Genomic DNA, 12,469 nt, shown 5'->3' with positions numbered 1-12,469 from the left:
ACTAAAATAACACATGTTATAATGGTTAAATATGACAAACAAAAGAAGGACGAATAAAATGACCTATGTAGAAATGAAGGACGTATCTAAATTCTATCAAATGGGCGAAAATGTTGTTACAGCTAATGATAAAATTAATTTTGGAATTAAAAAAGGGGAATTTGTAGTTATTGTTGGTCCTTCAGGTGCTGGGAAATCTACCGTATTAAATATCCTTGGTGGAATGGACAGTGCCAGTGAAGGGCGTATCATGGTAGATGGCCAGGATATTGCTCAATATAACGCAAAACAATTAACTAAATATCGCCGCACGGATGTCGGATTCGTTTTCCAATTTTACAATTTAGTGCCTAATTTAACTGCCAAAGAAAATGTGGAATTAGCAGCACAAATAGCGCCAAATGCATTAGATGCAGAAACCGTTTTAACCCAAGTTGGCTTGAGTCATAGATTAGATAACTTCCCGGCTCAGTTATCTGGCGGTGAGCAGCAACGGGTTGCAATTGCTCGAGCATTAGCTAAAGCACCCAAATTGCTTTTATGCGATGAACCAACTGGCGCCCTTGATTATGATACGGGTAAATCAGTCTTAAAATTATTACAAGAAACTTGCGAAAAGACTGGTACAACAGTTATTGTTATCACCCACAATACAGCGATTACGCCAATTGCAGACCGAATAATTGAAATTAATAATGCAAAAGTTCGGAGCATCAAAGAAAATACGGAACCAATGTCCATTGATGATTTAGAATGGTAGAAAGGAGCAAGCATTGAAACGTTCAGCTTTATGGAAAGATATCTACCGAGAAATATGGCATTCAAAAAGCCGCTTTATTTCAATTTTTATGCTGATAATGTTAGGTGTTGCTTTTTTCTCCGGACTAAAAGCAACTGGACCGGATATGCTTTTAACAGCAGACAATTATTTTAATAAGTATCAACTCGCCAATTTCAATGTCCAGTCAACATATGGACTAGATGATACGGATAAAGAAGCTTTAGAAGGTATTTCGGGAGTCGCTCAAGTAGACTTAGGATATACAGCAGATACTTTAATGAAAGAAAACAACATCGTTACAAAATTATATTCAAGCTCTGCAAGTGATAATTTAAATAAATATAAAGTAGTAAGTGGTCGTTTGCCGGAAAAATCAGGTGAGATTGCTCTGGATAACAACAAAGTTATTCAAGACAACATCAAAATCGGCGACAAAGTAACTTTTGTTAAAAATGATGGAAGTGAATTAACCCATACACTTAAAAAATCAACGTATAAAGTAGTTGGCTTTGTTCGTTCACCCGCATACATCCAAAAATCCGAACGGGGATCAAGTACTGTTGGAAAAGGAAAAACAGACGCTTTCGGTGTGATTCCAGAACAAGATTTTGATTTGCCAGAATACACTATTGCCAGTCTCACTTTTAATAATCTAGCGGATAAAGAAGCTTTTAGTGATGCTTACATTCGCACGGAGAAAAAAGATAACAAAAAAGTGGAGCAAGCTTTAGCAGGACAACCAGAAAAACGACTGAATAAAATTAAAACGAGCGAACAAAAAAAATTAGATGATGCCACAGCTGAAATCAATAAAGGAAAAGCAGAACTACAAAAAAATCAAGCCAAACTAGATGCTGCAAAAGCACAATTGGATGAAGGCTTTTCCAAGTACAATGCAGCAAAAGTCAGCTATGATGCCAAAATTAAACAAGGTGAATCAGAAATTGCTTCTGGTGAAGCGGAACTAGCGAACGCCAAAAAACAATTAGATGCCGCAAAAATACAGATTAATCAAGGCGAAGAAGCCATTTTACAAGCTGAAAGAGAATTAAAAGAAGGCCTAGCTGCATGGAATGAGGCCAATAATATCCTCAATACAGCAAATGGATACTTAAAAAATGCGCGATCAACCTTAGAAAATGCTTTAAAACAACCTGATTTAACAGCTTTTGACATCGACCGAGAAAGCTTAACTAATGCATTCAACATGGCGGCTTCAGAACTTGATATTTCAGCTGAAGAGCTCGCCGAATACGAAGAAACCATTAACACTTTGCTCGATGATTATGAAAATGGAGCCATTAGCGATGCACAAATCCGGGAAGCTCTGAACGCTGCACTTAAACAAGTTGCTGAAGGTGAAAATGCCTATCAATCGGCTCGAACAGTTTTAGATGAAGAAAAACAAAAAATAGAGCAAGGCGAAAAAACACTAGCTAGTAAACAACAGCAACTTGAGCAAGCAAAAATAGCGTATCAAGCGGGATTAGCAAAATATCAAGCCGGTCAAGAAAAAATCTCCCTCGCTAAGAAAAAATTGGCTGAGGGCAAAGAGGCAGGCGCTGCAGAATTACAAAATGCGCTAAAAAAATTAAACAATGGTCAAGCAGAATACAATAAAAACCTCGCACTATTTGAAAAAGAGAAAAAGGCAGCCGAAGCCAAATTAGCTAGCGCCGAAAAAGACGTTAAAATTGGCCAAGAAAAACTCGATGCACTTAAACTACCGAAATACTATGTCCTTGATCGTAACGATAATCCAGGTTATAGCGAATATAAAGAAAATGCCGATCGTTTAACTTCTTTATCCACGGCATTTCCAATCTTTTTCTTCTTAATCGCAGCACTTGTTTGTTTAACAACAATGACTCGAATGGTAGAAGAACAAAGAACGCAAATTGGAACATTAAAAGCATTTGGTTATTCGAACGGTAGCATCATTTTGAAATATCTTGTTTATGGTTCGATTGCAAGTATTGGCGGAAGTATCGTTGGAATTATAATCGGTTTCCAATTCTTCCCAAATATTATCTTTAATGCTTATAAAACAATGTATGAAATGCCAGCTGTCGACATTGGATTTTACTGGAGTTACAGTTTATTATCCGTTTGTGTAGCATTATTCTGTACGACTTTCACCGCTTATGCAGCGTGTCGGGCAGAACTAAGAGCGAATGCAGCTACATTAATGCGTCCGAAAGCTCCAAAAATCGGCAAACGAATTTTCTTAGAACGAATTAGCTTTATTTGGAAACGAATGAATTTTACGAGCAAAGTAACAGCAAGAAATCTCTTCCGCTACAAACAACGGATGCTAATGACAGTACTCGGTGTTGCCGGTTGTACAGCGCTAATTCTTACTGGCTTTGGACTACGAAATTCCATTAGTGATATAGCTAAAATGCAGTACGGTCAAATAATGAAATATGACGCAGCAGTTTATCAAGATATGAGCGCTCCACCAACAGCAAAAGAAACGTACGATAACCTAATGGAAGATTCTAATATCAAAAGTAAACTAGCGATGTCGCAAACAAATATTGATGCAGTCAAATCAGGGCAATCTGCACAAGCGAGTTCCATCATTGTCCCTAAAAATTTAAACGAATTACCAGACTATATCGTGTTGCGTGACCGTGCTAGTCACACAACAGAAAAGCTAACAGATGATGGCGCAATAATTAGTGAAAAACTAGCTAAATTATTCGATATAAAACCAGGCGATTCGATTACTGTAAAAAATGCGCAGAACGATAAGTACAAAATCAAAGTTAGCGCTATTACAGAAAACTATGCAATGCACTATATTTACATGACACCAACGTATTATCAACAAATATTTGACGAAAAACCTAGTTACAATTTAGATTTATTAATGCTTAAAGACACTTCTGAAAAAGTAGAAACTGAGTTCGCAGAAAAATTAACAGATAGTAAATCTATTTTAACGATTACTTTCTCAAACAATATAAGTTCGATGCTAACGGATACTCTAGATAGTTTAAATATTGTCATTGTCGTATTAATTACATCGGCAGCGCTACTAGCCTTTGTCGTTTTATACAACCTTACAAATATTAATGTATCAGAGCGTATCAGGGAACTTTCCACTATCAAAGTACTCGGTTTTTATCCAAAAGAAGTGACAATGTATGTTTACCGAGAGAATATCATTTTAACCTTGATGGGCATTGTCGCTGGATTTATCCTTGGCTTCTTCTTGCACCGATTTATTATCACGACCGCAGAAGTCGATCAAATGATGTTCAGCCCTGCAATTGATTGGACAAGCTATCTATTCTCCGGCATTCTTACCCTTGTTTTTGCATCCATCGTCATGGTTGTGATGCACATTAAACTTAAACGAATTGATATGATTGAAGCACTTAAATCCGTAGAATAACCTTGAAAAGAACTTGCTATTTAAGCAAGTTCTTTTCATTTGACTTCAAAATAAATAAAGCTTAAACTTGGAAATAGTTAAGGGGGTGAACTTTATTTGGAAAAGCAAAAAGTGAAACAACTGATAAAGAGTTACCAACAAACTTACATATTCGCGATGACACATATACATCAGGCTATTTCTGAAATTTCAGCTAATACAGTAGACTTATCGATTGAACAATTTTTTGTATTGCGAGAAATAGCTACTGGTGATGAAATAAGCGCTACAGAACTTTCTGCTTGTCTAAATGTAAATAAAAGCGCAATTACACCAAAGTTAAAAAAACTAGAAGAAAAAGGCTACATTAGACGAGAACGAAACAAGCATGATAAGCGCGCCGTTGTTTTAACCATTACAGAAAAAGGGAATAGCGTTTACGAAGAGTGTGAAAAACAATTAGAGTTACTCGTAAATGAATGGCTTGAAATTCTAGGGGAAAAAGACAGCGAGCAATTTTTTGAGTTGTTTCAAAAAATTACCAAGTCAGTTGTCAAACCGAAAAAATAAAAGGAGAGATTTGGCATGAAATGGATTATGAAACTCCGCTGGGCCATTTTAGCATTTTGGCTTGCAGCAGCAGTCGTATTAATGTTTATCGCACCACCCATGGCAGATCTTGTACGCGAAAAAGGCGAATTAAAACTGCCTGATGGTTATCCGTCATCACTTGCGACAGAAATGCAAAAGAAACACAATCCGGATGACAAAGGTTCAGCATACATTGCGGTGTACACAGCTGACCACAAGTTAACTGGAACCGAGTTAAACAATATTAAAAAATCACTAGATTCCATTGACAAAAATAAAGATGAACTTCACGTAACCAACGTTGTATCAAGTTTTAATCAACCCGAATTAAAAGATAAATTCTTATCAAAAGACGGTAAAACGATGGTAGCAAGTCTAACTGTAGATGACACAGATGCCTCTGTTAAAAGCATTCGAAACGCTTTAGATAAAAAAATGGATGTTAAAGGCGTTGATACTTACTTAACAGGAAATAAATTAATTCAAGAAGATGTTGTTCAAGGTTCAGAAGACGGTTTACATAAGACAGAAGGCATCACAGTTGTCTTTATTTTAGTCGTATTATTCCTTGTATTTAGATCTGCAGTAGCGCCGTTCATTCCACTTTTAACCGTGGGAATAAGTTATCTCGTTGCACAAAGCACGGTCGCTTTCTTAATTGACATCTTTAATTTCCCTGTTTCGACCTATACGCAAATATTTATGGTGTGTATTATGTTTGGGATTGGGACGGACTATTGTATTCTCTTAATGAGTAGATTTAAAGAAGAAATGGGAGCAGGGCTAGATCCAAGAGAATCTGTTCATGCAACTTATCGTACAGCGGGTAAAACAGTTATTTATAGTGGTGTAGCTGTACTCGTTGCCTTCACTTCGCTTTATTTCGTTCAATTTGATTTATATCGTTCCGCAGTCGCTGTTGGTGTCGGTATTGTCGTCTTACTCGCAGCACTTTATACACTCGTACCATTCTTTATGAGTACGCTCGGAACCCATTTATTCTGGCCATTAAATAAAAATATTAGCCATAAAGAAAATAAAGTGTGGGGAGCTGCTGGGAAATTCACATTTGCGAGACCGTGGATTGCTTTACTCATCGTTGCAGCTATAACATTGCCACCAATTTTGTTGCATACAGGAACAGAATCATTTAACTCATTAGATGAAATTAGTGATAAGTATCCTTCTAAAAAAGGATTTGAAATCGTTTCAGATAGTTTTGGAGCAGGACAAGTCGCGCCTACACAAGTTTTTATCGAAAATGACGATAACATGCGTACAACAGAATACATTGCGCAAATCGAAAAAATTTCCGATGATTTATCTCACTTAAAAGGTATTGATATGGTTATGAGCGCGTCACGTCCAGCAGGAAAACGTGTCGATGATATTTACATTAAAAATCAAGCTGGACAAGTAAATGACGGCGTTGGACAAGCAACTGACGGAGTAGGTGAAGTCAAAAAAGGCTTAGATTCTGCTAGCTCAGAACTTAAAAAATCAGAACCAGCTCTTGATAAAGCAGTTGCTGGAGTTGGCGACCTTCAAAAAGGTACCGTGGCAACCGAGCAAGGCATCAATCAACTTCAAGCTGCACTCGCTCAAATTCAAACAGGAATTGAAAGTGGCGCAACTGGTGCAGGAGATTTAAAACAAGGAGTAGCAGAAGCCAAGTCACAACTCGCTTCACTTCAAAATGGAGAAGCACAAATTCAAGCAGGTTACGTAGAAATTCAGAAAAACTTGCAAAATGTAGCAGATCAATTAAAAGGCTTTGGAAATCCCAATTCACCAGCAATTGACACATCCAAGCTCGAAGCACAATTTAAGAAAATCGGGGAATCGTTCCAAACATTCGCAGCAGCACATCCAGAAGTAAGAAATGATCCTAAATTCCAAAAACTAGCGGCTGATATACAAGGTCTACAAACAGCTGGTAATGAATTAAAAACAGCTGCAGGACAACAAATGGCCGCTCTTCAAGCAAAAATGAAAGAACTAAATCAAGGTATTCAACAATTAGCAACCGCAATGAACCAATTAAATGAACAGTCCAAACAAATTTCAGACGGCCTAAGCGCATTTGGCACTGGACTTGGTCAGATTGAAACTGGACTCGATCAATTAGAAAACGGTCTAAATCAAGCCGCAGACGGTCAAGGTCAAGTCGTTTCTAAAATGCCTGAAATCTCTAACGCCCTATCTCAAATTGCAGCAGGACAAGGTGCACTAAAAGAAGGTTTTGCCGGAATTAGCGGGCAAATGGGTGAACTAACAAATGGCTTAACTTCAGGAGCTGATGGATTAGGAAAAGTTGAAAGTGGTCTAAACACAGCTAATGGATTGATTGATGATTGGTCGAAAGTTCCTTACGCAAGTTCTGGAATTTATGTACCAGATGCACTATTAAAAAACGCTGACTTCCAAAAAGTACTAGACCAATATATTTCTTCTGATGGAAAACTAGCTACGATTAATGTTATTTTGACAAAAAATCCATATTCGAATGGAGCAATGGATTCCATAGATGACATTAATGAACAACTCGCAGCTAGTATGAAAGGCACAAAACTAGAAAATGCCAAAATTGGTATTGGAGGAATGACTAGCGCTAACTACGATACAAGAGATATGTCAACAGCCGATTATCATTTAGTACTTGTTATCGTTCTAGCTAGTGTATTCGTAACCCTTGTTATCGTTTTACGTTCACTTGTAATGCCAATTTACCTTATCGCATCACTTGTATTAACTTACTTTGCGGCACTTGGATTTGCAGAAATAATCTTTATGCGAATTCTCGGCTATAGTGGACTAACATGGGCAACCCCGTTCTTCGGATTTGTTGTACTCGTCGCACTCGGTATCGATTATTCGATATTCCTTATGTCACGATTTAATGAATATAATGGGCTTTCCGTTCGTGATAGAATGATAAAAGCGATGAAAAATATGGGCGGCGTTATCTTCAGCGCAGTGATCATTCTCGGTGGAACATTCGCCGCGATGATGCCAGCAGGTGTCCTTTCCTTACTTGAAATCGCAACAGTAGTTCTGATTGGCTTAGTGCTCTACGCCATCGTTATCTTACCACTATTCGTACCAGTTATGGTTAAACTATTCGGTCGTGGTAATTGGTGGCCATTTATCACAAGAAAAGGCGATCATCAAGAAAACGTACCACCGAAAAAATAATTAACAAACCGCATTCCTTTAATCGAGGAGTGCGGTTTTTAGTTTAATTTAAAAAGTTATTTTGCTAAGATGGGTATAGAGATGAATAAAGGAGGAAGGAAGCAAATGATAAAACTCGAAAATGACTGGGATGAGTTATTAAAAGATGAGTTTAACCAGCCATACTATTTAAAACTTCGCCAGTTCCTAAAAAATGAATACCAAACCAAAAGAGTATTTCCTGATATGTATGATATTTTTAATGCTTTAAAACACACGGCTTATAAAGATGTAAAAGTAGTTATACTTGGTCAAGATCCATACCACGGACCAGGGCAAGCACACGGTCTTTCTTTTTCAGTCCAAAAAGGTGTTCAAATTCCACCATCGTTACAAAATATTTATTTAGAATTACATAATGATTTAAATTGTGAGATTCCAAACAATGGCTATCTGATACCATGGGCGGATCAAGGCGTGCTCTTACTGAACACAGTTCTTACCGTTCGCGCTGGTCAAGCCAATTCGCACCGTGGCCAAGGTTGGGAACTGCTAACAAACCGCATTATTGAAATGATTAACCAGAAAGAAGAACCCGTTGTCTTTTTACTTTGGGGAAACAATGCAAAAGAGAAGTTACAGCTACTCACAAATCCAAAACACATTGCTTTCACATCCGTTCATCCAAGCCCACTTTCAGCTTCACGCGGCTTTATGGGATGCAAACATTTTTCAAAAACAAATCACTTCCTAGAGCAAAATGGCATCAAACCAATTGATTGGCAAATTCCTTCTATATAATTAAAAACGCCTCGTCTTTATCTGACGGGGCGTTTTTTCATTTTTTAGCAATTTTCAAGGCTTTTTCTGTGTTAGCAAAATGTTGTTTGGTATATTTAGCTAATGTTTCTAGTCCAAATCGTTCAATAATTTCTGCTGCAACAACGTCCACGTGCGGTCCGGCACCTTTTGGAAGCGAGATACCAACTTCTTTTGACATAGCATCAAAGGCTTGCACAAATTTATATCGAGCAATAATCGAAGCTGCTGCCACTGAAAGATGAAGTCCTTCTGCTTTCGTTGCGAAAAATACATCTTCTCGAATAATACTTGGCTCTTTTGCTAAATATCGATAGTAAGTATTTTTTTCAGCAAATTGATCAATTAAAATCGCTTCTGGTTTTATGGGAGCAAGTTTTTTTAGGACATTTTCAATAGCACGGTTATGTAGTAATGCTTTCATTTGGCCTTGGTTCATGCCTCTTTTTTGAAGTTCATTGTATTTAGGATTAGGGCAAAGTAGCACACTATGTGGAACGATTGGCATGGTTTTCTCTGCTATTCGGCAAATTTCTGGGTCTTTCATGGCTTTTGAATCTTTCACACCAAGCTCTTTTAAAAGTGGCATCATTTCAGCGTCCACATAAGCTGCACAAACTGTAATTGGACCAAAAAAATCACCAGTACCGACTTCATCTGAACCAATAACATTTTTGGCGGCAAAGTTCGCTGGAAGAACGCCTTTGGAAACACTCGGCGCCTTCGTTTTTGCTTCTGGAAGAGTCGCAACCCATTTTTTTGCTTCAGCTTCTCCGTTGACTCCTTGGAACATTACTTTACGAGATTTGTAGCCAGTAATCGAAACACCAGGTTTTTTTGCCGCAAAAACGGCTCCAGGTGGGAGTTTTGGGCTTGAAAAGGGAAGATAAGTTTGTTTCATTTTTTCGAGTGTTGATTGATCAACTATGATAACTGTATTTGCGATAAGGCATCATCCTTTCAAAGTTCTATTGTAACATACTACGACGAAAGACTGAATATCTGTTAAACGGGTGGTTGACTCTTTTCTTTCCAGCTTTTTCGTGATAAGATTATGACAAGTAGCGGCCTAAATGAATTTGGGCGAGGAGGAATTTACGTGGCAAATGAGAGAAATAAAGTAGTGACAACAATTTATGGTAGAGAATATACGATTGTTGGCGTAGAAACAGCTGACCACTTACGAAAAGTAGCTCGTCAAGTTGATGAAAAAATGCACGAAATTGGCTCCCAAAATCATGCGCTAGATAGTGGTAGGCTCGCGGTATTAACAGCTGTGAATGCAACTCACGATTATTTAAAACTAGAACAAAAATATCTAGAGTTGGAACAAGAACTGGCTCGAATTAAAGGAAGAGATTAATGATTTTAAATGCGATTATTTTAATTTTACTTGTTTGCGGCTTTTTCGCAGGATTTAGAACAGGCCTAATCAAACAACTTATTTTATTACTTGGTTATATTTTGGCATTTTTTATCTCGTATACGTATTACGAAGATTTAGCGCCACATTTAACTTTTATACCTTATCCAGGTAGTGATACTTCAGATGGATTATCCATTATTTTACAAGAATTAAGAACAGAAACAGCTTACTACAATGTACTTGGCTTTGCGATTATTTTCATTGTGGCAATCATTGTTGTGCATATGCTCGCTTCCCTTGTTGGTGGCTTGACTAAAATCCCAGTGTTGCGTCAAATCAATGGATTATTAGCAGCTGTTTTTGGTGTTATTAAGTCTTATTTAATTATTTTTATTGTTTTGTTCGTCATGGCAATTTATCCGGCAAATTGGTCTGAAAACCTCATTGATAGCTCGACGGTTGCTCAGTGGATGCTTGAAAATACGCCAATTTTGTCCGAACAATTTTATGACTGGATGACAGATATTCTGCCAAAATAAAAGAAACATTCGATACCAGATGTATACTCTTAGCCAATTTTGGATAGGATTTCTCTGGTATTTTTTAATGACCAAGCGAGGGAGGAATTAAGATGGCTACGAATAAAAAAGAAATCATTCGTTTACTTGAGGAAATCGCCACTTATATGGAATTAAAAGGAGAAAATAGCTTTAAAATATCGGCTTTCCGAAAAGCCGCGCAAGCAATTGAACTAGATAGCAGAAGTCTGTCGGAAATTGAAGACTTTACTAAGATTAGCGGTATTGGAAAAACGACGGGTGAGATTATTCAACGCTATTTGGACAGAGGCGAATGCCCAGAACTCGTGGAACTAAAAAAAGAAGTGCCAGCTGGCCTCGTTCCACTTTTAGATGTACCAGGGCTTGGTGGTAAAAAATTATCACGTCTTTACCATGAATTAGGCGTAATAGATAAAGATACATTACTTAAAGAAGCTCGGAACGGTCACATTGAAGCATTAAAAGGTTTCGGTAAAAAGTCTGCGGAAAAAATGGCAGAAGCAGTGCGCGAAATGGGCGAACGACCTGATAGATACCCACTAAATGATGTGTTACCAATCATTCAAAAAGTAGAAGATTACCTAGCTAGCATAGATGCAATTGCAACCTTTGCTCAAGCAGGCAGTTTACGTAGATTACGAGAAACAGTCAAAGATTTGGATTACGTAATTGCTACTGAAAAACCAGAAGACGTTCAAAAAGCATTACTAGAATTTCCTCTGATTACAGATGTTATTGGGGCAGGTGAAACAAAAGTATCAGCTGTGCTAGAAGATAACATTACAATTTCAGTAGATTTTCGTTTAGTAGAAAAGAAAGCTTTTGCAACAACCTTGCACCATTTTACCGGTTCCAAAGATCATAATATCAAAATGCGCCAATTAGCCAAACAATCGAACGAAAAAATAAGTGAATATGGTGTGGAGCAAGAAGATGGAAGTATGCGTCACTTTGAATCAGAAGAAACGTTCTTTAAACACTTTCATATTCCATTTTTACCTCCAGAAGTACGGCGCGATGGTACAGAAATTGAACGGGTGACAAAAGATACGAAATTCCTCGAGTTAAGTGATATTCGCGGTGATTTACACATGCATACAACTTGGTCGGACGGAGCTTACGCGATTCCGGAGATGATTGAAGCTTGTATCGCTAAAGGTTATGAGTACATGGTCATTACCGATCATGGAAAATTTTTACGAGTAGCCAATGGTCTGGATGAGAAGAGATTACTTGAGCAACAAGCAGAAATTAAAAAAGTAGCTGCTAATTATCCGGAAATTAACGTTTATTCTGGCGTTGAAATGGATATTTTAGCAGATGGCTCTCTGGATTTTGATGATGACACTTTAAAACAGTTAGATTTCGTTATCGCATCGATTCATTCCAGTTTTCAACAATCAGAAGAAGAGATTATGAAACGACTAAAAACAGCCTGTGAAAATCCATATGTGCGCCTGATTGCTCATCCAACAGGTAGAATTGTCGTGAAAAGAAAACCATATCATGTTAATATGAAAGAACTAATCAAACTAGCAAAAAATACAGGCACAGCGCTAGAATTAAATGCCAATCCACAGCGACTTGATCTAAACCGGGAGCATTTAGAAATGGCCCATGCAGCAGATGTGCCTATCGCAATTAATACGGATGCGCACGATACGAAACACCTCGATTTTATGTCGATTGGAGTCCGTGCTGCAACGAAAGCTTGGCTAGATAAATCTGCAATCCTGAATACAAAATCAGCCGCAGAATTTAAACAATTTTTACAGAATAAATAACTTTTAAAAAGA

The 12,469-nt window shown here is 37.6% G+C and carries 9 protein-coding genes; 8 read left to right on the top strand and 1 reads right to left on the bottom strand.

What is annotated here, in order from left to right:
* Positions 1–58 precede the first annotated feature (58 nt).
* The 5 genes from AC4PG8_RS02335 to AC4PG8_RS02315 all read left to right on the top strand — a co-directional run bounded on the left by AC4PG8_RS02335 (position 59) and on the right by AC4PG8_RS02315 (position 8,729).
* Positions 59–760, top strand: coding sequence for an ABC transporter ATP-binding protein (locus tag AC4PG8_RS02335; protein WP_003761859.1), 702 nt, complete (start codon positions 59–61; stop codon positions 758–760).
* 13 nt (positions 761–773) lie between these two features.
* Complete coding sequence (locus AC4PG8_RS02330) at positions 774–4,184, top strand: FtsX-like permease family protein (RefSeq protein ID WP_492169983.1); 3,411 nt, start codon at positions 774–776, stop codon at positions 4,182–4,184.
* 96 nt (positions 4,185–4,280) lie between these two features.
* Positions 4,281–4,733, top strand: coding sequence for a MarR family winged helix-turn-helix transcriptional regulator (locus tag AC4PG8_RS02325; protein ID WP_033533107.1), 453 nt, complete (start codon positions 4,281–4,283; stop codon positions 4,731–4,733).
* A 15-nt stretch (positions 4,734–4,748) separates the two neighbouring features.
* Positions 4,749–7,949: an MMPL family transporter gene (locus AC4PG8_RS02320; RefSeq protein ID WP_185484217.1), complete on the top strand. Its 3,201-nt coding sequence runs from the start codon at positions 4,749–4,751 to the stop codon at positions 7,947–7,949.
* Positions 7,950–8,054: 105 nt separating this feature from the next.
* Positions 8,055–8,729, top strand: a complete 675-nt coding sequence (locus AC4PG8_RS02315; protein WP_070753268.1) for a uracil-DNA glycosylase — start codon at positions 8,055–8,057, stop codon at positions 8,727–8,729.
* Between the two features lie 37 nt (positions 8,730–8,766).
* Here AC4PG8_RS02315 and rnhC read toward each other — a convergent pair whose 3' ends face one another.
* Positions 8,767–9,693 carry a ribonuclease HIII gene (gene rnhC / locus AC4PG8_RS02310; protein WP_492170201.1) on the bottom strand — a complete coding sequence of 309 codons (927 nt, stop codon included), beginning with the start codon at positions 9,691–9,693 and terminating at the stop codon, positions 8,767–8,769.
* A 153-nt stretch (positions 9,694–9,846) separates the two neighbouring features.
* On the opposite strand from rnhC, the gene zapA reads away from it, so the two are divergent.
* From zapA to polX, 3 genes are all read left to right on the top strand, one after another.
* Positions 9,847–10,110, top strand: a complete 264-nt coding sequence (zapA, locus tag AC4PG8_RS02305) for a cell division protein ZapA (RefSeq protein ID WP_003761872.1) — start codon at positions 9,847–9,849, stop codon at positions 10,108–10,110.
* Positions 10,110–10,652 carry a CvpA family protein gene (locus AC4PG8_RS02300; RefSeq protein ID WP_003766594.1) on the top strand — a complete coding sequence of 181 codons (543 nt, stop codon included), beginning with the start codon at positions 10,110–10,112 and terminating at the stop codon, positions 10,650–10,652. Before zapA ends, AC4PG8_RS02300 begins: the two co-directional genes overlap by 1 nt.
* Before the next feature lie 92 nt (positions 10,653–10,744).
* A complete protein-coding gene (gene polX / locus AC4PG8_RS02295; RefSeq protein ID WP_492169982.1) occupies positions 10,745–12,457 on the top strand; it encodes a DNA polymerase/3'-5' exonuclease PolX in 1,713 nt (570 codons plus the stop codon).
* Positions 12,458–12,469 lie beyond the last annotated feature (12 nt).

This window comes from Listeria sp. MAN/IMW/UF555 (genome assembly GCF_058684075.1).
Note: the sequence above shows the minus strand (reverse complement) of the source record. Positions and strands in the feature narration are given on the sequence as shown.

Bases quoted from the DNA above. Each gene is read 5' to 3' on its own strand.
- polX (WP_492169982.1), top strand. From the start codon at position 10,745: ATGGCTACGAATAAAAAAGAAATCATTCGTTTACTTGAGGAAATCGCC.
- AC4PG8_RS02315 (WP_070753268.1), top strand. From the start codon at position 8,055: ATGATAAAACTCGAAAATGACTGGGATGAGTTATTAAAAGATGAGTTT.
- AC4PG8_RS02335 (WP_003761859.1), top strand. From the start codon at position 59: ATGACCTATGTAGAAATGAAGGACGTATCTAAATTCTATCAAATGGGC.
- AC4PG8_RS02300 (WP_003766594.1), top strand. From the start codon at position 10,110: ATGATTTTAAATGCGATTATTTTAATTTTACTTGTTTGCGGCTTTTTC.
- AC4PG8_RS02320 (WP_185484217.1), top strand. From the start codon at position 4,749: ATGAAATGGATTATGAAACTCCGCTGGGCCATTTTAGCATTTTGGCTT.